Source organism: Paraburkholderia sp. RHO2, assembly GCF_050955445.1.
In the GTDB taxonomy this organism is placed as follows: Bacteria; Actinomycetota; Actinomycetes; order Mycobacteriales; family Mycobacteriaceae; genus Prescottella; species Prescottella agglutinans_A.
Window position 1 is genome coordinate 690,706 of the sequence record NZ_CP162617.1, and the last position, 22,943, is coordinate 713,648.

Below are 22,943 nucleotides of genomic sequence, written 5' to 3' on the forward strand. Positions count from 1 at the left end.
ACTTCGTCCGCCGCATCGACGTCGTCGGGTCCGGATTCCGGGTCGATGCGCTCGATCCCCTTGCCGCGGGGGTTGATTCGACACTGTTCCGTCCGAGTCACCGTCATTTCCGGGTGCCAGAACGGCGCCCCATCGGGACTTAGGAATGCCATGGCCGAAACAACGTCCACCGAACAGAGCTCCACCACCCTGCACAAGACGATGCGCTGGTACGACGGCTTCGCGATGTCGCTGACGATGCCGGCCGCGCTGATCGCATCGCTCGGCGCGTCGATCGTCGGGCTCGGCGGGTGGGGCGCGGTGCTCCTGTGGAGTATCTCGATGCTGCTCGCGACCGCCGCCAACTGGATCTACACCGAACTTGCCGCGATGTTCCCGGAATCCTCGGGCGGCATCGCGGCGTATGCCGCCGAGGCGTGGAAGAAGCGGGCCCCGATCGTCGGTCCGCTGGCCGCCGTGGGGTACTGGTTCCCGTGGACCACCTCGTTGTCGGTCTACGCGGGCATCATCGGAGCGCTCGTCCAGTCCCAGTGGTTCCCGGACCAGGACTGGTCGTGGCAGTTGGGCCCGATCGAGCTGAACTTCCCGATCGTGGTCGGCCTGAGCGTGATCGGAATCCTGTACCTGCTCAACGTCGTCGGTGTTCGGATCACCATGACGTTCGTCTACATCACGGGCGGCATCCTGCTGATCCCGCTGGCGGTGTTCATCGTCGGACCGCTGCTGGCCAACGGCTTCGACGTCTCGGGTCTCACCTGGAACCTGCACGGCGTCGAGGGCCTGCGCACCGCACTGGTCTGGCTGTACGTCATGGCGTGGACCTCGTTCGGCGTCGAGGTCTGTGCCACGTTCGCGCCGGAGTACCGCAACACCGTCTCGGACACCGCCAAGGCGCTCAAGGCCGGAGTCCTGTTCTCGCTCGGCGTCTTCGTGCTGCTGCCGCTCATCCTCACCGGCTACGTCGGCGAGGACGCGATCGCCGCTGCACCCACCACGTTCTACGTCGAGGCCTTCCAGAACCTGGTCGGCGGCGCGGCGGACGTCATGGTGCTCTTCCTTATCTGCTCGCTGTTGCTGATCATGGTGACCGGTCTCGCCGACGGATCGCGGGTCCTCTACAACATGGGCAAGGAGGGCACGAGCCTGCAGCAGCTCGGTGTGCTGAACAAGCGGGGCGTTCCCGTCCGTGCGCTCACCGTGGCGCTGGTGGTGAACGTGCTCGTCCTGACCGTGCTCAAGACGCCGCTCGCCATCATCGTCACCGGCAACCTGGGCTACATCCTGACCCACATCTTCGCGCTGTCGGGGTTCTTCCTGCTGCGCAAGGATCGCCCCGACCTGGCCCGCCCGATCCGCCTGCCGGCGATCTTCGTTCCGCTGTCGTTGGCACTCGCCGCGGTGCTGGCCCTGATCCTCGTGGTGGGCGCAACAGGATTCGAGGTCACCGGCTACGGGGGCTTCAAGGAGCTGGCGGTGGCGTTCGGCGTACTGGCGGCGGCGGTCGCGCTGTGGCTCTACCGGCGTAAGGTTCAGGATCGTCGTTCTTCCGTTCCCGAACAGGTGGGGTCATGAGCGCTTATGGACTGCTGGCCGGCGCGATCGCGTGTGAGATCGTGGCGACGCTGTCCCTCAAGGCCGCGGACGGTTTCAGCCGTCTGTTGCCGTCGGTGATCGTCGTGATCGGCTACGCGACGGCGTTCGCGCTCCTCGGATTCGCTCTCCAGCGTGGTCTGGACGTCGGTGTCGGCTACGCCATCTGGTCGGCGGTCGGAACGACGGCGGTGGCGATCCTCGGCGTCCTGCTGTTCCGGGAGTCGTTGTCCTTCATGGCGATCGGGGGCATCGCGCTGATCATTGCCGGCGTCGTGCTGATCGAACTCGGCAACGGCGCGACCGCGCGATCGCCGGAACAACCGGATCCTGCGGCCGCGGTCGTGCGCGACCACTGACGGCCGGTGGGCGAAGGCCCCGGTACCCGAGCCTGTGCTCGGCGGCCGGGGCCTTCGCGCGTTCCGTGCGAGGGATCACGCGCCGCGCGTACCGCCGGCCTCCTGCGCGGCCGGCGCATTCGAGTGGCTGTCGAGGATCAGCACAGCGGTGTGCAGCGACGTCCGGGACTCGGCGTCGTCGAGGTCCACGTCGAGGAGCCGTTCGACGGTCGCGAGTTTGGCGTACAGCGTGGGACGCGAAATTCCCAGCCGCTTGGCGAGTTCGGCCTTGTTGCCGCCGAGTTCGAGGTAGGTGCGCAGCACATCCAGCAGGTCGTCCTCGTGCCGTGCCCTGTGCTCGAGCAGGCCGCGCAACTCGGCCTCGGCGAAGGCCTGCACCCGCTGATCCGTCCGAATCAAGGCGATCAGTCCCCGCAGTCGAATGTCCGCGGACCGGTGGCAGAGCTTGCCGTCGCGCGGCAGCGACTGCGCCACGTCAGCGATGTGTGCTGATTCGGTGAGACCGCGAGCGGCGTCGAGCAGGCGGGTCGAGTCCGGGCCGACGCCGATGGTGCATCGCACGACGCCGTCGATCCGGCGGAGTGCGCCGTGGATCTCGGCGCACAGCGCGTGCAGGGCGTCGGGGCCGGTACCGCTCGGGGGCTGTGAGATCAGCAGATCGAACCATCCGGTCCGGGGATTGGTGGTCAGCGCGGTCACCCGCGACGTCGCGACGGCGTGACGGATGGCGTCGAGCATCCGGACGCGCCGCCGCTGTGTGAACACCTGGTCGGCGCTGGGGGTTTCACTGACACGGACGGTGAGCGGCAGGTACGTCAGCGCGGGGCGCAACCCGAGCGCGTGTGCCCTCGCGGTGGCCTCCGCCTCGTCCTGGATGCGACCGCGGCGCAGCTCGTCGACCAGACCGCTCTGCGCCTGCTGCTCGAGGGCGGTGCCCTCGCGCTCGACCATGCGGCTGAGCGCGAGGGCCTGGGCGGCGCGCTCGAGGGTCATGCGGGTGCGTGCGTCGTCCCCGGCGGCGCGGGGGACGACGAGGCGACCCCACTCCTGTCGGTGGGCGCCCACCGGGGCGGTGATCCAGGATTCCGGTCCGCCGACGCCGGTTTCGCGCGCGACCGGCGTCAGCCGCGACCGGCGTTCCCAGTCCGCCAGCAGTTCCGCGGTCTCGACGCCCTGCGACGCGAAGGCGAGGACCTGCCGCGCGAGGTCCTCGAGGACGATCGGGACGCCGAGTATGCCGGCGGCGGCCTCGACGATCTCGCCGAGCGACGCCCGCTTCATGCTCAGGTCGGTGAACGCCTCGTGGGTGTTGCGGGCGAAGGCCACCTCCGCGTACTGGTCCGCGACGATCGAGCGATGCACCTCCTCGGTGACCTCGACGAACCGGACCTGCCGGTGCAGGGCGACGACGGGCAGCCCGAGCCGGTCGGCGGCTTCGGCGGCCTCCGGCGGGATCTCGTCGACGTGCAGTCCGAGTTCGACGACCAGACCGGTCGCCCCGGCGGCGGCCAGGCCTTCCAGGTAGCCGACGGGATCGTCGGTGAGGGCGTGTCCGGTCGTCAGGACGAGTTCGCCACCTTGGAGGAGGTTCGACAGGTCGCGCAGATCGCTCACGTGCACCCATCGAACCCGGTGGTCGAGGGCGCCGCCGCCGACCACCTCCGGCTCGCCCTGCTGGAGGATCGGGAGGGCCAAGATGTCACGGACGGTCGGCTGCATTTGACGAAGTGTAAATCAGGGGGCCGATTCCTTTACAGAGTGCAGCCCTGCGGTCGTGGGTCGGGCGGTCAGAGTTGAGGCACCACGCGTGATTGCGCGTCTCGATCGACTCAGTGAAGGACTCTCTCATGACCCACAGCGACGGCGCGGCACGGACGATCGCGCACTGGTCCGACGGCAAGGGCTTTACCGGAACGAGCGGCAGCACCGCCCCTGTCACCAACCCTGCAACCGGCGCGGTCACCGGTCAGGTCGCGTTGGCGAGTGTCGAGGACGCCCGGACGGTGATCGCGGCCGCGGCGGCGGCGTTCCCGGCGTGGCGGGACAGCTCGCTGGCCAAGCGCACGGCGGTGCTGTTCAAGTTCCGTGAGCTGCTCAACGAGCGCAAGCAGGAGCTCGCCGAGATCATCACGTCCGAGCACGGCAAGGTGCTCTCCGACGCGCTCGGTGAGGTCACTCGCGGTCAAGAGGTCGTCGAATTCGCCTGCGGCATCGCGCATCTGCTCAAGGGTGGCATGACGGAGAACGCGTCGACGTCCGTCGACGTCGCCTCGATCCGTCAGCCGGTCGGACCCGTCGCGATCATCTCCCCGTTCAACTTCCCGGCCATGGTCCCGATGTGGTTCTTCCCGATCGCCATCGCGACCGGCAACACGGTGGTCCTCAAGCCGTCCGAGAAGGACCCGACGGCGGCGATCTGGATGGCGGAGCTGTGGGCCGAGGCCGGGCTGCCCGCCGGTGTGTTCAACGTGCTGCAGGGCGACAAGACCGCCGTCGACGAGTTGCTGACCTCCCCGGAGATCAAGGCGATCTCGTTCGTCGGCTCCACGCCGATCGCCCAGTACGTGTACGCCACCGGCACTGCGCACGGTAAGCGGGTCCAGGCGCTCGGAGGCGCGAAGAACCACGCCATCGTGCTGCCCGACGCCGACCTCGACTTGGCCGCGGACGCCATGGTGAACGCCGGCTTCGGATCCGCCGGTGAGCGCTGCATGGCCATCTCGGTGATGGTCGCGGTCGGCGACGTCGCCGACGAACTGGTCGGCAAGATCGCCGAGCGGACGCGGGCACTCAAGACCGGCGACGGCACGCGCGACGCGGACATGGGGCCGCTGGTGACCAAGGCCCACCGCGACCGGGTCGCGTCGTACGTCGATGCGGGGCAGGCCGCCGGTGCCACCGTCGTCGTGGACGGGCGCGGCATCGAGGCAGACGGGGGAGCGGACGGCTTCTGGCTGGGGCCCACCCTGCTCGACCACGTCACCCCCGACATGAGCGTCTACACCGACGAGATCTTCGGTCCGGTGCTGTCGGTGGTCCGCGTCGAGTCCTACGACGAGGCCCTCGCGCTGGTGAACTCGAACCAGTACGGCAACGGCACCGCGATCTTCACCAACGACGGTGGCGCGGCACGCCGCTTCCAGAACGAGGTCGAGGTCGGCATGGTCGGCATCAACGTGCCGATCCCGGTTCCGATGGCCTACTACAGCTTCGGTGGCTGGAAGAGCTCGCTGTTCGGGGACACCCATGCGCACGGCACCGAGGGCGTCCACTTCTTCACCCGCGGCAAGGTCGTCACCACCCGCTGGCTCGACCCGAGCCACGGCGGCATCAACCTCGGCTTCCCCCAGAACAACTGAGCCGGAAAGGAACACCGGACATGACGACCACAACCGACCGGCCCGTCACCCTGCCGACCGGCCAGGACATCGACGCCGCCCGCGCCGACGGCGAACGCGCCTACGCGCTCGACCGCGCACACGTCTTCCACTCGTGGTCCGCACAGGCGCAGATCACGCCGATGACCATCCTCGCCGCCGAGGGCTCGTACGTGTGGGACGGCGCGGGAAATCGCCTGCTGGACTTCTCGTCCCAGTTGGTCAACACCAACATCGGGCATCAGCACCCGAGGGTGGTCGAGGCGGTGCAGCGTCAGGCCGCGAAGCTGTGCACCATCGCCCCGCAGCACGTCAACGACGCGCGTTCGGAGGCCGCCCGGTTGATCGCCGAACGCACCCCGGGCGACCTGGACAAGGTGTTCTTCACCAACGGTGGTGCCGACGCCAACGAGCACGCGGTGCGGATGGCGCGCCTGCACACGGGCCGCTACAAGGTGCTGTCGCGGTACCGCTCCTACCACGGCGGGACCGACACGGCGATCAACCTCACCGGCGACCCCCGCCGGTGGCCCAACGACTACGGCAACAGCGGCGTCGTGCATTTCGACGGGCCGTTCCTCTACCGCTCGCCGTTCCACTCGGAGACGGAGGGGCAGGAGACCGAGCGCGCCCTCGAGCACCTCGACCGGCTCATCCGCCTGGAAGGCCCCGGCACGATCGCGGCGATCGTCCTCGAGTCCGTCCCCGGCACGGCCGGGATCATGGTCCCGCCGCCGGGCTACATGGCCGGCGTCCGGGAAATCTGCGATCGCTACGGAATCGTGTTCATCGCCGACGAGGTGATGGCCGGCTTCGGTCGCACCGGAAAGTGGTTCGCCATCGATCATTTCGACGTGGTGCCGGACCTGATCACCTTCGCCAAGGGCGTCAACTCGGGCTACGTCCCGCTCGGTGGCGTCGCGATCAGCGGGAAGATCGCCGCCACGTTCGCCGACCGCGCCTACCCGGGCGGGCTCACGTACTCCGGCCATCCGCTCGCGACGGCCGCCGCGGTCGCCACGATCGAGGCGATGGAGGACGAGGGCGTGGTCGAGAACGCCGCGCGGATCGGCGCCGAGGTCATCGGCCCCGGCCTGCGCGCGCTCGCGGAGCGGCACCCGTCGATCGGTGAGGTGCGCGGGCTCGGCGTGTTCTGGGCGATCGAACTGGTCGCCGACCGCGCCACCAAGGAGCCCCTCGCACCGTACGGCGGGTCGAGTCCGGCGATGAACGAGGTCATCGGCGCCTGCAAGTCCGGCGGACTGCTGCCGTTCGCGAACTTCAACCGGATCCACGCCGTGCCGCCGTGCACCGTCACCGAGGCCGAGGCGCGCGAGGGACTGGCGATCCTCGATGCGGCGTTCGAGGTGGCGGACGCGTACACCGTCCGCTGAGGCGGCGGTCCCCCATGGTCACCGACGCCCATGGGGGACCGACGCTTTCGCCTGCCCACCCTGTTCCAACCGCCAACTTCCTGCGATCTCAACGGAGAGAATCGATGAGCTCAACCCTGTCTGCGTACACGTTTCCCGTGCCGGAGGGCTATGTTGCGGAGGAGGGTTGTGTCCCCGGACCCGACGTTTCGATTCTCGACGGCCTGTCTCCCGGTGCCTTCGACGTTCAGGTCGACCTGGGCTCTCTCGACGGTGCCGAGCAGTCGACGGTGGGCCTGCGTGTCACGGTGTACAGCGGCGGCGAGTCGGTGTCGTTCGAACGTGTGCTGCGTCTGCTCGGCAGCCTCGATCTCGAGGTCGTCGATCAGCGGAGTTTCGAGTACCGTCGCGCCGACGGGCTGCTGTGCCGGCTCTACGACTTCCGGGTCGTGGCGGGGTCGCTCGTCGCGGCGGCGGTGGCGGCCGGAGCGGTGGACTCCGAATCCGTACTCGATGTCCTGCGGGCTCTGTGGTTCGGCCGGACGGAGGCGGATCGGTTCAACGTCCTCGTGCTGGCCGCAGGTTTGGACTGGCGTGAGGTCGTCCTCCTGCGGGCCTACGCCCGCTTCCTACGCCAGACGGCACTGCCGTACGAGCAGAGCCGAATCGAGTCGGTCCTGACCTCGCGCCCCGATCTCGCAGCCGCGCTGGTGGGGCTCTTCCACGCTCATTTCGATCCGCGCCGGGAATCCGGCCGATCCGATGAGATCGAATGCCGCGCAAGGGAAGTCGATCAGCTCCTCGAAGGGGTCGAAGGTCTGGATGCCGACCGCATCATCCGGGCGTACGTCAGCCTGATCTCCGCCACCACTCGCACCAGCTTCTACCGCACCGGCACCCTGGGCACCGAGCGGCCGCAGCTGTCGCTGAAACTGCGGTCAGGGGACGTCGACGAGCTTCCCCGTCCCCGCCCGCTGTACGAGATCTTCGTGTATTCGCCCGACATCGAGGGCGTGCACCTGCGGTACGGCCTCGTCGCGCGCGGGGGCCTGCGCTGGTCCGATCGTCTCGACGACTACCGCACCGAGATCCTGGGGCTGGCGAAGGCGCAGGCGGTCAAGAACGCGGTCATCGTCCCGGCCGGCGCGAAGGGCGGGTTCGTTGTGAAGAACCCGGCGGTTGCCGGTGTCGACGGCTACAGACAGTTCATCGCAGGACTCCTCGACGTGACCGACAACCGGTCGGCGGCAGGAGAGGCGGTGCACCCGGACCGAGTGGTATGCCGCGACGGCGACGATTCCTACCTCGTGGTCGCTGCGGACAAGGGAACGGCGACCTTCTCCGATGTTGCCAACGCCGTTGCCGCCGAGTACGGCTTCTGGCTGGGGGACGCCTTCGCGTCCGGTGGTTCGGTCGGGTACGACCACAAGAAGATGGGTATCACCGCGCGGGGCGCCTGGGTCAGCGCCGCCCGGCATCTGGCCGAGATGGGCATCGACGTCGACGACGACACATTCACCGTCGCCGGTATCGGTGACATGAGCGGTGACGTGTTCGGCAACGGCATGCTCGCCTGTGAGGGCATCGCGTTGGTGGCCGCCTTCGACCACCGCCACGTCTTCATCGATCCCGACCCGGACACCGAGCGTGCGCGGCAGGAGCGCCGTCGACTGTTCGATCTTCCGCGGTCGTCGTGGGACGACTACGATCGCTCCCTCATCAGCGAAGGCGGCGGTGTCTGGTCGCGGGAGGCCAAGTCGATCCCGGTGTCCGCACCCATGCGGACTGCCCTCGGGCTGGATGCGTCCGTCACGGTGCTGACTCCGCCGGAGATGATCCGCGCCATTCTCACCGCACCCGTGGACCTCTTGTTCAACGGCGGGGTCGGCACCTATGTGAAGGAATCGACGGAAACCCACACTGCGGCAGGGGACAAGGTCAACGACGGCGTTCGAGTCGATGCGACGGAACTGCGCGCACGCGCGGTCGCCGAAGGTGGCAATCTCGGAGTCACGGCACGTGCGCGCATCGAATTCGCCCGTGCGGGCGGCCGCATCAACACCGATGCTCTCGACAACTCGGCCGGCGTCGACTGCTCCGACCACGAGGTCAACATCAAGATCCTCCTCGACACAGCCTCTCCGGGTGGCCGCCTCCAGCCGGATCGTCGGTCGGCGGTGCTCGGCTCCTTGACCGACCATGTTGCCCAACTCGTTCTGACCAACAACGACGCCCAGAACCGCATCGTCGGGGATGCGCGCTGGAACGCATCCAGGATGGTCCACGTACACGAACGAATGGTGGCGGACCTGGTCGAGAGCCGGGGCCTCGACCGAGAGCTCGAGGCGCTCCCCACCCCGCAGGGGTTCGCGGCGCTGGCGGCGGCGGGCGAGGGACTGACGTCGCCGGAGCTGGCGACCCTGCTCGCCCACTGCAAGCTCGACCTGAAAGCCGGCCTCGAAGGCTCGGAGGTGTTCGACGACGGCTACTTCGCCGCGCGTATCGGGGCGTACTTCCCCGCCCCGCTGCGCGCGCTGGTGCCCGCTGATCAGCACCCCCTTCGTCACGAGCTTCTCGCAACCGAGATCGTCAACGATGTGTTCGCCCTCGGCGGGCTGACATATGCGCATCGGTTGAAGGAGGAGACCGGCGCCGCCCCCGCCGACATCGTGCGGGCCTTCGTCATCACGTCGGAGGTGTTCGGCCTCGGTGACTTGTGGTCCGACATCTCCCAAGCGAACCTGCCCCCGGCCACCGAATACGAGCTGGTCATCGAGGCGCGTCGGCTGCTCGATCGCGGTTCGCGATGGTTCCTGGCGAATCGGAAACAACCGCTGTCGGTGGACGCGGAGATCGCACGCTACCGATCGGCGGTGCACGCCCGAGCGGCACGGGTCGGTAACTGGCTGCGCGGTGCCGAGCGGCGAGCGATGGAGACGACATACGAGGCGTACCGCCGAGCCGGGGTCGAGGCGTCGGTGGCTCGGCGTGTCGCGGACGGGCTCTACCGGTTCAGCCTTCTCGACATCGTCGACGTCGCATCCGAACTCGGCTGTGACGTCGCGGAAACCGCGGCGGTGTACTTCGCCCTTTCCGATCACCTCGGCGTCGACCGGTGGCTCATCAAGATATCCGCGTTGCCCAGGGGAGAACGGTGGCACACGCTCGCGCGGGTCGCGCTGCGCGACGACCTCTACCGGTCGGTGCGTCTGCTGGCCCGCGACGTGCTGGCGTCCGCGGCGTCCGGTGACACGATGGAAGACCGAATTACGCAGTGGGAGAACGACAACAACGCCCGCATCGAACGCGCTCGGCGGACGTTGAGTGAGATCGACGCTACCCCGGTGTCCGATCTCGCCTCTCTCTCGGTCGCTGCCCGAAACATCCGGTCGATGGCTGAGCCGCACCGAGAGCTTGCGGACAGTACCGGAGGTGCTGCCGATGCCTGATCGGCCCAAGTGTCGGCGTGAGCCCGATGATCGTCTTCGGCCAGCGGTCGCGGGCCCGGACTGACTGAATTGCCGGGGCGCCCGCGGTCGTCGGCGGGTATACACTCCGGGTGAATCGAACCCCGACATCGTGCCAAATCGCCACAGGTGATGATCATTTCCAAGGAACCTTCGCTCACGCAGCTCCGCTACTTCGTGGCCGTGGCTCGTAGTGGCAACATGACCGCCGCGGCGTCGGATCTGCACGTGACACAGGCGACGATGTCGATTGCGATGACGCAGCTCGAACACATCTATGGCATCGAGTTGTTCGTCCGTGTGCCGCGGAAAGGTGTCCGCCTCACCCCGGCGGGGCGTCGATTGCTGATAGCCGCGCAGTCGATCCTGAACGATGTCGATTCGTTGCGGGAGCTGACTACGCGGGGACATGGCGACCTCAACGGACGATTGTCCGTCGGGCTGTACGGGCCGATAGCGCCGTCCAGGGTTCCGGTGCTCACCAGTCGCATGGCCGCGCGGTTTCCGGGCGTCGACCTCGCGTTTCTCGAGGGTGACCTGGAGCATCTCCTGTCGATGATCCGCACAGGCGAATGCGAACTGGCCGTGATGTACGACTTCGGCATCGATGAGCAGTTCGACGTGCTCACCGTCGAGCGTGTCCCGCCGCATCTGCTGCTCTCCGCGAGCCATCCGCTCGTCGAGGCCGGCCGCACCGAGGTCAGCCTCCATGAACTGGCCCAGGACCCGTTCGTGTTGTTCTCGCTTCCGCATGCCCGGCCGCACTACCTGAACTACTTCAGAATCCTGGGGATAGTGCCGCGGATTCGACACACGACCCAGAATTACGAGACGTTGCGATCCTACGTAGCGGCGGGACAGGGATACACGATCCTCAATCAGCGTCTCGGCCTGGACCATACGTACTCGGGCGGTCGTGTGGTCGACGTCGAGATCCGCGAGGAGTTACCGCCGGTCGAGCTGTGTCTGGTCAAATTGCGCGGTATCAGCCTGTCGAGGAAGGCGGCTGCCTTTACCGACGCCTGTTTCGAGGCGTTGGGCTGGAACGCGGTCCGGAACTCGACCTGGCGGTTCGTGGCGCAGTGATCTGACGCGTGTGTCTCCGCGACATCCCTGTCGATGATCTCGCGGTGAGCCGGTGCGACATCGGGAACCGTGTCGGGCTGGATGTGTGCGTGCCCTGTCTGGGCCCAACCTTGCTGCAGTACAGACGTTTACGCGATCGACAGGCCGCTGATGGTGGGTTCAGCCATTGAGACTTCTTATGCATACCGCGTGAACTTTCAATTCGACGAATGTGAGATCGCTGCGCAAAGCTGTGACTCGCACCACATCGGGTGACGTATATCTGCTCACGATCTCGATGGAGAAGACGGAGAAAAGGTACGCATGACGACACTTCCACGCACTCTCGACGACACTGGTACCCCCGCCCCTGACGGGATGGCCGCCCCGCCGCAGTTGCGGGTGCTGGCCGCTGGCGCCATCGGGCAGTTCATCGAGTTCTACGATTTCGGTCTCTACGCGATCTCGGCTGTGCTGATTTCGCAACTGTTCTTCCCCAGCGCCAACGGCGCGACCAGCGTCCTCGCTGCGATGGCGACCTTCGGTGTCGCGTTCCTCGTCCGCCCGCTGGGCGGCCTGTACTTCGGCCGGCTGGGCGATCGAATCGGACGGCGGCCGGTCCTGTTCATCACCCTTCTGGCGATCGGCGGAGCGACGGCGGCTATCGGACTCCTGCCCACGTACTCGGCCATCGGCCTGTGGGCCCCGGTGCTGCTGGTGCTGTGCCGACTTGTCCAGGGCTTTTCGGCCGGCGGTGAGGCGGTCGGCGCGCCGACGTTCGTGATGGAGCACGCGCCGCTGACACGCCGCGGTCTGTGGCTGAGTATCACGATCTCCGCGACAAGCCTTCCCGGCGTCGTGGCTGCCGGTTTCGTGCTGTTGCTGTCCCGCCTGCTGTCGGAGGACGCCTTCGCGACCTGGGGCTGGCGCATCCCGTTCCTCGTTGCGCTGCCACTGTCGCTCTTCGGCCTGTGGATGCGGTTGCATACCAGCGAGTCGGACGAGTTCACGACAGGTCATGAGGGTGGGCGAGCGGAGCGGCTCGGGAAGACGGTCAAGGCGAACGGCCGCCGAATGGTGCAGGTGTTCTTTGTGTGCGGCCTCAACGCGATGGGCTTCTACTACCTGTCCGGATACTTCGTGACGATGTTGCAGACGGTCGCCGACCTCGGCCGCGAGGCGTCGCTCGCGATTACCGCCGCAACGATGGCGCTCTCGACCATTCTCGTTCCGTTTTCGGGAATGATCGGCGACCGGGTAGGCCGCAAACCCATGCTCGTCAGCGGAGCGGCGCTCTTCGTGCTGCTCGCGATTCCCAGCTTTGCGCTGGCCACATCCGGCACGCTCGGCGGTGCCATTCTCGGTGGGCTGCTGTTCATCGTTCCGCTGTCGATCTACGTCGGAGGTAGCTGCGCGTTCTTCGTCGAAGCGTTCGACGTCGCGAACCGCATGACGTCGGCCGCGATCAGCTACAACCTCGGTTACGCCCTTCTCGGTGGTACCGCCCCGTTCGTCGGGGCATGGCTGATCGACGCCACCGGGATCCGTGTGGCACCCGGAATCTACATCGCCTGCTTCGCAGCGGCGGTACTCGCCGTGTTGCTCCTGACCAGGGTGCCTGAAACGCATCCGCTCAAGCGCGACAAGGCCATTGGAGCGCAATAGACACGACCACTCGCGACCCGCGCCCGCGGCAGGCGGAAGCGGCCTGCGCGAGCACTCGAACTACAAGGATCTGAACCAGACTATGAACAACTCGACGACTTCACGGATCATTCGGGCCCGACGCATCATTCGTCCGGGCGAGGATGCGCCTACCAACGCCATCGCCATCGCCGGTGATCGCGTGGTCGCACTGGGCGACGCCGCCGACCTGGTCGCGCAGTTCCCGTCCGCGCGGGTGGACGACATGGGTGACGCGGTGATCTCGCCCGGATTCCACGACGCACATCTGCACCTTGCAATGGCAGCCGACAATGAACTGCAGCTCGATGTGTCACCCGCGCAGGTGTCCTCGCTTGCCGAACTCGTCGGGAAAGTCGGTGCGAGAGCGAAGAGCAATCCAGCGCAGGGGTGGGTGCGCGCGAACGGCTACGACGATGCCAAGATGTCCGACGGACGGGTACTCACGCGTTGGGACCTCGACGCGGTAACCGGCGACGTACCGACGATCATTCTGCACGTGGCCTGCCACTGGGCCGTCGTCAACTCCGCGGCACTCGCGGCCGGCGGCATCACGGACGACACGGAGCCTCCCAGCGGCGGCGAGTTCGGTCGCGACGGAACGGGACGGCTCAACGGAATCCTGTACGAGCAGGCGTTGACGGATTTCGCCTACACCCATGGCAATAGGGAACCCGTCGTTCCACAGTCGGACCTCGACGACCGGGTCGCGGCGGTGGAAACGGTGATTCGGCGCTGGCACGCGGCCGGGCTCACCTCGGTGTGCGACGCCCTGGCGGGACCCGAGGACATCCGTCTCTTCTCCGAGGCCCGGGATCGCGGAATGCTGACGATGCGGGTCGGTTTCCTCCTCGCGGCCCAGCACTACGATGCGGTTCACCAGTTGGGCCTGCGGTCCGGTTTCGGCGACGACCATCTGCGCTTCGTCGGTGTGAAGGCCTTTGCGGACGGCGCTGTCGGTGGCCGCACCTGCCTGATGGACGAACCGCACAACCTCACCGGCGACCACGGTATCCAGGTGCTCACCAACGCGGAACTCGCGGACTTCGTGCGGCGAGTCCACAGCGACGGAAATCGTGCCTGCATCCATGCAAACGGTGACCGCGCCATCCGCTACGTTCTCGACGAGTTCGAGCAGGTGCAGCGCACGATTCCCCGCCCGGGACTGCGGCATCGCATCGAGCACTGCAGCCTCGTCAACGAGGACATCCTGCGGCGCATGCACCATCTCGGCGCGATCGCCGTTCCCTTCGGCAGCTACGTTCACCAGCACGGCGGCCACCTCATCGACTGGTACGGCGAGGAGCGCGTCGAATCGATGTTCGCGCACCGCTCGTTCCTCGACGCCGGAGTAGCCGTCGCCGGGTCGTCGGACTTCCCCTGCGGCGGCATCGAGCCGCTCCTGGCGCTGCAGAGCATGACGACGCGCACGGGGTGGGATGGTGCCCTTGTCGGTCCGTCCCAGCGGATTTCACCCGCCGAGGCGCTGTCGATCTACACGGCAGGATCGGCTGTCGCCACCGGTGAGAGCGACCGCAAGGGTAGCCTGACCGTGGGCCAGCTCGCCGACTTCGTCGTTCTCGACGAGGACCCCCTGGAAGTTCCGCACGATCAGATCTCGAAGGTCGGTGTCCGGTCGACGTTCGTCGGAGGCGTGCAGGTCTATTCGCGAGACTGAGGTCGCGACGCTCCGTCCCGATCGGTGATCCGACCGATCCGCCCCAGGTTCCACAGCGTTCCTAGGGCGGATCATCTTCTCCGCGAGGCGGATCCGTCGTGAGTCGCCCGGACTACATGAACAGCGTCGCCACGCCGGCGACGGCTCCCACGACGGCGGCGATGGCCGAGACGAGTCCGGCGACGGCGCCGATCTGACCGAGCTGAGCGGTGGAAGAACCCATGGAATGACTCCTTGTCATCGATTGTGTGTAGATACATCTCGTGGCAGCCACTCGGGCTGCGGTTCACGGCCGTTCCGGTTCTGCTCCTCCCTCCGTCGAGCGGCCCGCGCGTCCGGTGACGCCGGGAGACTGTGCCATTCGGTGTCGAGTTCGCTGTGCCGGCCGGAGGCGCCGCCCACCCCCTGCGGGGTGAGCGGCGCCTCCGGCTTCCGTTGTTCTCGGGTCAGGCAGTGAATCCGATGTACTTGGTGTCGAGGTACTCGTCGATACCCTCGACGCCGCCCTCGCTGCCCAGGCCGGACTGCTTGACGCCGCCGAACGGCGCGGCGACGTCGGAGACCACACCCCGGTTGACGCCCACCATGCCGGACTCGAGCGCGTCGGCCACCCGCAGTGCCCGGTCGAGATTCTGCGTGAATATGTATGCAGCGAGACCGTATTCGGTGTCGTTGGCCGCGGCGACCGCCTCCTCCTCGGTGTCGAATCCGGTGATCGCGGCGACCGGGCCGAAGATCTCGTCGCGGACGATGCGCGCGTCGGCAGGCACCTGGTCGAGGACCGTCGGCTCGTAGAAGAAGCCGGCTCCGTCGAGCTGCCGGCCGCCGGTGCGCACGCGGGCGCCCACCGCGACCGCCTCGTCGACGAGGGCCGCGACGCTCGCGCGCTGCTTGGCACTGACGAGCGGTCCGACGTCGACGCCGGGCTCGTGCCCCGGCCCGACCTTCAGCGCGGCTATCCGTTCGGTGAGCCGGGCGGTGAACTCCTCGCGCACGGAGTTGGCGACCATGATCCGGTTCGCGGCGGTGCACGCCTCGCCGCCGTTGCGCATCTTCGCCGCCATCGCCCCGTCCAGAGCCGCGTCCAGGTCCGCGTCGTCGAACACGATGAACGGCGCGTTCCCGCCGAGCTCCATGGACGTGCGCAGGACGTTACGCGCAGACTGCTCGATGAGTATGCGGCCCACCGGAGTCGACCCGGTGAAGGTGACCTTGCGCAACCGTGGATCGGCCAGCAGCGGGCCGGACACGGCGGCCGCGTCGGACGTCGGGAGCACCGAGACCACGCCGGCCGGCAGCCCGGCCTCGGCGAGGATCTGCGCGAAGGCCAGCATCGTCAGCGGCGTCTCGGCGGCGGGCTTGACGATCATCGTGCAGCCCGCGGCGAGGGCGGGGCCGATCTTGCGGGTTCCCATGGCGAGCGGGAAGTTCCACGGGGTGATGGCCAGGCACGGACCCACCGGCACCTTGTTGACGAGGATGCGCCCGGCGCCGCCCGGTGATCGCGTCGACCGGCCCTGGATGCGCACCGCCTCCTCGCTGAACCAGCGCAGGAACTCGGCGCCGTACGCCACCTCGCTGCGGCTCTCCGGCAAGGCCTTTCCCATCTCGGTCGTCATCAGCAGCGCCAGGTCCTCGGTCCGCTCGACGACGAGTTCCCAGGCCCGGCGGAGGATGACGGATCGTTCGCGCGGCGAGGTGGCCGCCCACTCCGCCTGGACGCGGCACGCCGCGTCGAGAGCCCGCAGCGCGTCGTCGGCGCCGGCGTCGGCAACCGTGGTCAGCGCCTCGCCGGTCGCCGGATCCAGAACAGGGAACGTGCCGCCGCCGGCGGCCGGGGTGGATTCGCCGTCGATCCACAGCCCGGTCGGGACGGTGGAGACGAGGGTGGAGACATCAATCATCGTTCTGCTTCCAGTCGATTCCAGGGTGTATCAGGAAGATTCGGTGATCAGGCCGAGGTGCGGACGGCGTCCTCGATCACGTCCAGGGCATCGGTGAGCAGGTCGTCGCCGATGACGAGCGGCGGCAGCAGGCGCACCACGTTGCCGTAGGTGCCGCAGGTCAGCAGGATGACGCCCTGCTCGAGCGCGCGTGCGACGACCTTGCGCGTCAACTCGGCATTCGGCTCGGTGCTGCCCGGTACGACGAACTCCATCGCCAGCATGGCGCCGCGACCGCGGACGTCACCGATCGCCGGGACCTCCTCGGCGAGGTTCAACAGACGGGTCGTCACGATCTCCTCGATGTGGCGTGCGCGCGCGGGCAGGTCCAGATCTCGCATCGTCCGGATCGTCGCGAGGGCTGCCGCACACGCGATCGGGTTGCCGCCGTAGGTGCCACCGAGGCCGCCGGAGTGCACCTTGTCGAGCAGGTCGGCGCGACCGGTGATCGCGGACAGCGGGAGTCCGCCGGCGATGCCCTTGGCCATGGTGATGATGTCCGGCACGACCTGCTCGTGGTCGCACGCGAACCACGAACCGGTGCGGGCGAACCCGGTCTGGACCTCGTCGGCGATGAACACGACGCCGTTGGTCTTCGCCCATGCGGCGAGCGTCGGCAGGAATCCCGGTGCGGGAACGATGAATCCGCCCTCGCCCTGGATCGGCTCGATGATGATCGCGGCGAGGGACTCGGCGCCGATCTGCTTCTCGATCTGGGTGATCGCGCGCTGTGCCGCTTCCTTGCCCGTCAGTTCGCTGTCGTCGCGGAACGGGTACGACATCGGCATCCGGTACACCTCGGGGGCGAACGGGCCGAAGTTGGTCTTGTACGGCATGGACTTGGCGGTGAGCGCCATCGTCAGGTTGGTGCGGCCGTGGTAGGCGTGGTCGAACGCGACGACGGCGGAGCGGCCGGTGGCGAGGCGCGCGACCTTGATCGCGTTCTCCACGGCCTCGGCGCCGGAGTTGAACAGCACGGTGCGCTTGTCGTGGTCACCGGGCGTGAGCGCCGCGAGTTCCTCCGCGACCTGCACGTAGCCCTCGTAGGGGGTGACCATGAAGCACGTGTGGGTGAAGCGCCCGGCTTGGTCGCGGACGGCATCGACGACGGCGGGATCCGACGCGCCCACGCTGGTGACCGCGATGCCCGAGCCCAGGTCGACCAGGGTGTTCCCGTCGACGTCGACGATCACACCGCCGTCGGCGTCGGCGGCATAGACCGGGACGCTGGAGCCGACGCCGGCCGCGACGCTGGCGCGGCGGCGTTCGGTGAGGGCCCGCGACTTCGGACCGGGCAGTTCGGTGACGAGGTTGCGCTTCTGCGGAAGGCGGAAGGCGGTGTTTTCGCTGGTGTTCATGTCGTGGAGGACCCCTGTCGTGAAGATCGGACTGGTCCTAGTCTGGTTCGCTGTGGAGTGCCGAGCACCTGCCAGAATGGAGTGGGGGCACACACAGGATTCGCCATTTCGGACCGACAGTCGGGGCCGGGTCAGGAGTTGAAGATGGGCGTGACCGTCCGGTGGGTGCTGGCGCAGCCGGAGTTGTTCCTACGTCTGCGCGCAGGCGCGTCCGGTCTCGACCGCGACATCGAGTTCGCCATCACCACCGAGCTGTCCGATCCGTCGCCGTGGCTGTCGGGAGGCGAGCTGCTGCTGACGACGGGCCTCGGGGCACCATCCGGTGCGGACGGGTACGGCGACTACGTGCGGCGCTTGTTCGACGCCGGTGTCGCCGCGGTCGGTTTCGGTGTCGGTCTGACGCACGCGACGATGCCCGACGAACTGGTCGCGGCGGCCGACGAGATCGGGCTGCCACTCCTGGAGGTGCCGTTGCCCACCCCCTTCGCAGCGGTCACGAAGCGGGTCATGGACTGCCTGGCCGAGCAGCGGTACGACGCGCTGCTGCGTGCGTCCACGGCGCAGCCGCGGATGACGCGGGCCGTGGTCCAGGGCGGTGCCCGCGCCATCGTGCGTGAGCTGGCAGTGGCGACCGACGCGACGGCACTGCTGTTCGACCGTCGCGGTCGGCTCCTCGAATGGCATCCCGCCGACGTGGAGGACGACACCGTCGCGGAGGTGTCCGACCTGATCGGCTCGGTCTCCGATACCACGTCCAGCCTTGTCGCCCAGGCGCATTCGGGACAGTCGATGACCGTTCAACGGATCGGACTGGGTCGGCACCTCCACGGCAGCCTCGCGGTGGTCAGCCCCAAGCCACTCGGCTCCGTCGACCAGGTTCTGCTGGGCCACGCCAACTCGCTGCTGGCACTCGACTTCGAGAAGCCGGTGCGGTTGCGGGCCGCGCAGAATCAGCTCAACAGCCAGATCCTCGGGCTGCTGCTCTCGGAGCACATCGATCTCGAGCCGGCCCGCGAACAGCTCGCGCCCGCGGCGGACGATCGCGGCGTCATCCGTGCGCTGGCCGGGGTCTGCACGTCACCCGAGGATGCGGCGGAGGTCGCGGCCTCGATCGAGACGGCCATGAACGAGGCCGGCCGACCGCTCTTCCTGCGCCGAGCCGATGCGCGTGTGACGGTGCTCCTCCGCGGAACCGACGACGCCGCGTTCGCGCGCACGCTGCTCGTCCATGCGGGCGAGGCGGTCCGACGGTCCGCGCGCGTCGGACTGAGCGGGCGGCTGCCGGTCGCCCGCTTCGTCGAGGCGATCGACCAGGCGCAGCTGGCGGCGTCCGCGGCCGGGGCGGGAGCCGCGCCGCTCGAGTTCTCGGCACTGACGGGCAGCGCGCTGTTGACACTCGACTCGACTCGTCAGGTGCTGCGTTCCATCGCCGACACGGCGATCACGCCCCTCGCCGACCACGATCGTGATCACGGCACGGAACTGGTGGCGTCGCTGCGGTCCTTCCTCGAGGCGAACGGGCACTGGGAGTCGGCGGCGGGCGCGTTGGGCGTGCACCGGCACACGCTCCGGAGCCGGATCGCGAAAATCGAATCCCTGCTGGACTGCCGGCTCGATGTCGCCCGCGTGCGCGCGGAGCTTCTCCTGGCGATCATCGCCTCCCAGGCGTAGCTACTGCGCCACCGCGGCCAGCGTCGTGGCGAGTTCCGCGCTGATCGTGCAGGCGCGCGCCAGGTCGATCTCGCCGTCGGCCCGGGCCGCGACGACGATCCGGTGCAGCCGCCCCACCGCGGACTCGTGGTGGGCGCGCCACAGTGCCAGCCGGTCGTCGGGGGACACGTCGTCGGGTCCGTGTGCCATGACACTGCCGACCAGTGCATGCAGCCGTGCCGAGATCTCGTCCCGCAACCCCGCCGTGGCCAGCGTGTCCCAATACGCCCGGCGCGGCCAGTGCTCCAGGCGATCGACGATACGGAACACACCCAGGTCGTCGCCGAGCGTCAGGTATGCGTAGGCCACCTGGTCGATCGGAACTCCCAGTGCGAGAGCGTTCTCCGCGAAGGGGAGTGCCTCGCCGAGCAGTGGCAGCGAGGTGCCCGCGATCGTGCCGTCGACGGTCGCAGGCGGGTAGTCCTCGAGCAGGCGCCGAACGGCGTCGCGGTAGCGCCGGACCTCCGACTGCGGTTCGACCGGCACGGGCCGATTGCGCAGCAGCCACGAGCAGGCACGCTCGATGAGCGCCTGCACGGTGTGCAGCGGACCCCACGAGTCGCGATCGGCGAGGTCGACGACGGCGACGGCGCGGTCCCACATCGCGTCCACGTCGAAGAGTTCGGCGACCACGGCGTACGCCAGCGCGACCTGGGGCGTGCTCACGCCGAGCCGCTCCTCGAGCCGGTAGATCAGACCCGGGCCTACGTGATTGATCAACTGGTCCGCGATCTGGGTCGCGATGATCTCCCGGCGCAGCCGGTGCCCGCGGAGACGGTCGGGGAACCGGTCGTGGAACGACGGCGGGAAATAGTCGACGAGGAGACGGGCGAAGATCGGCTCGTCCGGGACGCCGGAGCCGAGCAGGTCGTCGCGCACCGTGTTCTTCGAATGTGCCAGCAGCGTCGCGATTTCGGGACGAGTCAGCCCGAGGCCCGCCTCGGTGCGGAGCAACAGGTCCCGCGTACCGGGCAGGACCGCTCGCGTGCGGTCCAGCCCGCCGACCGCCTCGAGGTTCACGATCAGTCGCTCGTGCCGTCCGAGCAGCGACACGGCCTGCGACTCGGCGAGGCTGATCGCCAGCGTCTGGCTCGTGCAGTCGCCGAGGACTGCGCCCGCCACGTGGTCGGTGCATTCCGCCAGCAGTGCATTGCGGTCGTCCTCGGCCAGCTCGCCTGCCGCCACGGCACCGTCCAGCGCGATCTTGAGGTTCACCTCCCGGTCGGACGTCGCCACCCCGGCGGCATTGTCGATGAAGTCCGCATTGATGCGCCCGCCGCCGAGGGCGAACTCGATCCGGGCGCGCTGCGTGAAGCCGAGGTTGCCGCCTTCACCCACCACCCGGCAGCGCAGGTCGGCGGCGTCGACGCGCACCGCATCGTTCGCGGGATCTGCTGCGTCCGTATCCGTTTCCGTCGAAGCCTTGACGTACGTCCCGACGCCGCCGTTCCACAGCAGGTCCACCGGTGCGCGGAGGATCGCGCGAATCAGCTCGCCCGGCGGGAGCACGTCGGCCTCGACGCCCAGCAGCTTCCGCACCTCCGGTGACAGCGGCACCTGCTTGGCGGACCGCGGCCACACCCCGCCGCCCTCGGAGATGGCGTCGCGCGGGTAGTCGTCCCAGCTCGATCCCGGCGTCTCGAACAGAATGCGGCGCTGCGTGAACGAGACGTCGGGGTCGGGGTCCGGGTCCAGGAAGATGTGGCGGTGATCGAACGCCGCGACGAGTCCGATCGTGCGCGAGAGCAGCATCCCGTTCCCGAAGACGTCACCGGACATGTCGCCGATGCCCGCGACGGTGACCGGGTCGGACTGGGTGTCCACGCCCAGTTCGGCGAAGTGCCGGCGGACCGAGAGCCACGCGCCCCGCGCGGTGATTCCCATCGCCTTGTGGTCGTAGCCCCGCGATCCTCCGGAGGCGAAGGCGTCACCCAGCCAGAAATCGTATTCGGCAGCAACGGAATTCGCGAGGTCGGAGAAGCGGGCCGTGCCCTTGTCGGCGGCGACCACCAGGTAGGGATCGGCGTCGTCGTACATGACGGTGTCCGCGGGGGCCACGACACGACCGTCGACGATGTTGTCGGTGACGTCCATCAGTCCGCGGATGAACACCGCGTACCCGGCGTCGGGCGCGACGTCGCCGATCAACACGTACGAACCCTTGGCTCCGGTCGGGACGATCGGCGAGTTCTTCACGGTCTGCGTCGTCATGAGCCCCAGCACCTCGGTGCGGTAGCTCTCGGGCCGATCGGACCAGCGCAGCCCGCCACGGGCCACCGTGCCGGCCCGAACGTGGACGCCCTCGACACCGCCTCCGCGGACGAAGATCTCGCGGTGCGGCACGATGCGGCCGGGTTGCGCCAGGCGCGACGGTTCGAGCTTGAACGAGGCGTAGTGCTTGGGGCGGCCGTCCGCCGAGCGCTGGTACCAATTGGTGCGCAGCACCGCACCGACGAAACTCGACAGTGCGCGCAGGATCCGGTCCTCGTCGAGGGTCGCCGCATCCTCGACGAGCGGAGCCAGCCGTCTCTCCAACTCGGTGATCGCCCGGTCCCGGTCGGCGAGCGCCGGGTCGAAACGGGTGTGGAAAAGGTCCACCACACTCTTCGTGAAGGTGTTGTGACGCAACAGGCTATCGACGACGTAGGCGTCGGAGAATCCGAGGCCGGCCTGCTGCAGGTAGCGGACCATGCAGCGGACCAACACGACATCACGCCAGCAGAGGCCGGCGACAGGGGTGAGCATGCAGAACCGGTCGATCTCGAGACCCTCCGCGGTCGCGGTCTCGAAGGCGTCGACGAGCAGTGCGGTGGCGTCGGCTGCCCACGCCCGGGCGGGGCTGCCGAAGCGGAACCGGTCCGCGGTGGCGCCGTTGCCGGCCGGCTGCGGGGCGGTGATCGGCTCGTGCTCCTCGATGCGGAGGCCGAAGCACTCGAAGTCCCTCGCGACGTCGGCCAGTGCCGGGCGCGTGGTCGGCCACACCACGACGGCATGCATGCCGTGGGCGCGGTCGGTGGCGTCGCCGGGGGAGACGAACTCCATGCGGGGGCGGTTGTCGGCGTCTGCGGTGGAGGGGAGCGTCATCGATCCCTTGCTGATGGTCATCACACACCTGTTCGGTCGGCGGGAGTCGGATTCGTCGGACGTGGACGCTCTGAGTGTGCCTCGCCTGCAAGGAATTTCGATTGGACATTTTGGCGAGCCGGAACGCCGCGATCCGCCGAAACGCACATGGGTGTTCCGGCGGATCGCAGGGTACGGCCGATGCCGAGCCCGCGTCCTGCGTACTTGTCGTCCCCTCACTCGGCCGGTGGCCGCGACAAGTGCGCAGGACGCGGGA

The 22,943-nt window shown here is 68.2% G+C and carries 13 protein-coding genes; 9 read left to right on the plus strand and 4 right to left on the minus strand.

Annotation, left to right across the window (positions count from 1 at the left end; all coding sequences use genetic code 11):
• Positions 1–150: 150 nt before the first annotated feature.
• On the plus strand, positions 151–1,572 hold the full coding sequence (locus tag ABTV10_RS03195; RefSeq protein WP_499032460.1) for an APC family permease: 1,422 nt from the start codon (positions 151–153) through the stop codon (positions 1,570–1,572).
• Positions 1,569–1,949: a DMT family transporter gene (locus tag ABTV10_RS03200; protein WP_433609746.1), complete on the plus strand. Its 381-nt coding sequence runs from the start codon at positions 1,569–1,571 to the stop codon at positions 1,947–1,949. The genes ABTV10_RS03195 and ABTV10_RS03200 overlap by 4 nt, the downstream gene beginning before the upstream one ends.
• Positions 1,950–2,024: 75 nt before the next feature.
• Here ABTV10_RS03200 and ABTV10_RS03205 read toward each other — a convergent pair whose 3' ends face one another.
• The gene (locus ABTV10_RS03205) at positions 2,025–3,668 is read right to left on the minus strand and encodes a PucR family transcriptional regulator (protein WP_499032462.1); all 1,644 of its coding nucleotides are present in this window, start codon (positions 3,666–3,668) and stop codon (positions 2,025–2,027) included.
• 128 nt (positions 3,669–3,796) lie between these two features.
• On the opposite strand from ABTV10_RS03205, the gene ABTV10_RS03210 reads away from it, so the two are divergent.
• The 6 genes from ABTV10_RS03210 to ABTV10_RS03235 all read left to right on the plus strand — a co-directional run bounded on the left by ABTV10_RS03210 (position 3,797) and on the right by ABTV10_RS03235 (position 14,592).
• The gene (locus tag ABTV10_RS03210; protein WP_499032464.1) at positions 3,797–5,308 is read left to right on the plus strand and encodes a CoA-acylating methylmalonate-semialdehyde dehydrogenase; all 1,512 of its coding nucleotides are present in this window, start codon (positions 3,797–3,799) and stop codon (positions 5,306–5,308) included.
• A 20-nt stretch (positions 5,309–5,328) separates the two neighbouring features.
• Positions 5,329–6,720, plus strand: a complete 1,392-nt coding sequence (locus tag ABTV10_RS03215) for an aspartate aminotransferase family protein (protein ID WP_499032466.1) — start codon at positions 5,329–5,331, stop codon at positions 6,718–6,720.
• Between the two features lie 104 nt (positions 6,721–6,824).
• A complete protein-coding gene (locus ABTV10_RS03220) occupies positions 6,825–10,148 on the plus strand; it encodes an NAD-glutamate dehydrogenase domain-containing protein (RefSeq protein ID WP_499032468.1) in 3,324 nt (1,107 codons plus the stop codon).
• 150 nt (positions 10,149–10,298) lie between these two features.
• Entirely contained in the window at positions 10,299–11,252 is a 954-nt protein-coding gene (locus tag ABTV10_RS03225) for a LysR family transcriptional regulator (protein ID WP_499032470.1), read from the plus strand.
• A gap of 303 nt (positions 11,253–11,555) precedes the next feature.
• Complete coding sequence (locus ABTV10_RS03230; protein WP_499032472.1) at positions 11,556–12,896, plus strand: MFS transporter; 1,341 nt, start codon at positions 11,556–11,558, stop codon at positions 12,894–12,896.
• An 82-nt stretch (positions 12,897–12,978) separates the two neighbouring features.
• Positions 12,979–14,592 (plus strand): amidohydrolase, encoded by a 1,614-nt coding sequence (locus tag ABTV10_RS03235; protein ID WP_499032475.1) that lies wholly within the window; start codon positions 12,979–12,981, stop codon positions 14,590–14,592.
• Between the two features lie 446 nt (positions 14,593–15,038).
• Here ABTV10_RS03235 and ABTV10_RS03240 read toward each other — a convergent pair whose 3' ends face one another.
• Together ABTV10_RS03240 and gabT are read right to left on the minus strand one after the other, a co-directional pair.
• Complete coding sequence (locus tag ABTV10_RS03240; RefSeq protein WP_499032478.1) at positions 15,039–16,496, minus strand: NAD-dependent succinate-semialdehyde dehydrogenase; 1,458 nt, start codon at positions 16,494–16,496, stop codon at positions 15,039–15,041.
• Between the two features lie 47 nt (positions 16,497–16,543).
• The gene (gene gabT / locus ABTV10_RS03245; protein WP_499032481.1) at positions 16,544–17,893 is read right to left on the minus strand and encodes a 4-aminobutyrate--2-oxoglutarate transaminase; all 1,350 of its coding nucleotides are present in this window, start codon (positions 17,891–17,893) and stop codon (positions 16,544–16,546) included.
• Between the two features lie 144 nt (positions 17,894–18,037).
• Here gabT and ABTV10_RS03250 point away from each other — a divergent pair, with 144 nt between their 5' ends.
• Positions 18,038–19,564: a PucR family transcriptional regulator gene (locus ABTV10_RS03250; protein WP_499032483.1), complete on the plus strand. Its 1,527-nt coding sequence runs from the start codon at positions 18,038–18,040 to the stop codon at positions 19,562–19,564.
• Here the strand turns inward: ABTV10_RS03250 and ABTV10_RS03255 are convergent, their stop codons facing one another.
• Positions 19,565–22,708: an NAD-glutamate dehydrogenase domain-containing protein gene (locus ABTV10_RS03255; RefSeq protein ID WP_499032485.1), complete on the minus strand. Its 3,144-nt coding sequence runs from the start codon at positions 22,706–22,708 to the stop codon at positions 19,565–19,567. It abuts the gene before it with no gap.
• Positions 22,709–22,943 lie beyond the last annotated feature (235 nt).

Excerpts from the sequence above, each read along its gene's own strand:
- ABTV10_RS03205 (WP_499032462.1), bottom strand. The coding sequence starts at position 3,668 with ATGCAGCCGACCGTCCGTGACATCTTGGCCCTCCCGATCCTCCAGCAG.
- gabT (WP_499032481.1), bottom strand. The coding sequence starts at position 17,893 with ATGAACACCAGCGAAAACACCGCCTTCCGCCTTCCGCAGAAGCGCAAC.
- ABTV10_RS03210 (WP_499032464.1), top strand. The coding sequence starts at position 3,797 with ATGACCCACAGCGACGGCGCGGCACGGACGATCGCGCACTGGTCCGAC.
- ABTV10_RS03255 (WP_499032485.1), bottom strand. The coding sequence starts at position 22,708 with ATGACCATCAGCAAGGGATCGATGACGCTCCCCTCCACCGCAGACGCC.
- ABTV10_RS03240 (WP_499032478.1), bottom strand. The coding sequence starts at position 16,496 with ATGATTGATGTCTCCACCCTCGTCTCCACCGTCCCGACCGGGCTGTGG.
- ABTV10_RS03230 (WP_499032472.1), top strand. The coding sequence starts at position 11,556 with ATGACGACACTTCCACGCACTCTCGACGACACTGGTACCCCCGCCCCT.
- ABTV10_RS03250 (WP_499032483.1), top strand. The coding sequence starts at position 18,038 with ATGGGCGTGACCGTCCGGTGGGTGCTGGCGCAGCCGGAGTTGTTCCTA.
- ABTV10_RS03235 (WP_499032475.1), top strand. The coding sequence starts at position 12,979 with ATGAACAACTCGACGACTTCACGGATCATTCGGGCCCGACGCATCATT.
- ABTV10_RS03225 (WP_499032470.1), top strand. The coding sequence starts at position 10,299 with ATGATCATTTCCAAGGAACCTTCGCTCACGCAGCTCCGCTACTTCGTG.
- ABTV10_RS03215 (WP_499032466.1), top strand. The coding sequence starts at position 5,329 with ATGACGACCACAACCGACCGGCCCGTCACCCTGCCGACCGGCCAGGAC.
- ABTV10_RS03200 (WP_433609746.1), top strand. The coding sequence starts at position 1,569 with ATGAGCGCTTATGGACTGCTGGCCGGCGCGATCGCGTGTGAGATCGTG.
- ABTV10_RS03195 (WP_499032460.1), top strand. The coding sequence starts at position 151 with ATGGCCGAAACAACGTCCACCGAACAGAGCTCCACCACCCTGCACAAG.
- ABTV10_RS03220 (WP_499032468.1), top strand. The coding sequence starts at position 6,825 with ATGAGCTCAACCCTGTCTGCGTACACGTTTCCCGTGCCGGAGGGCTAT.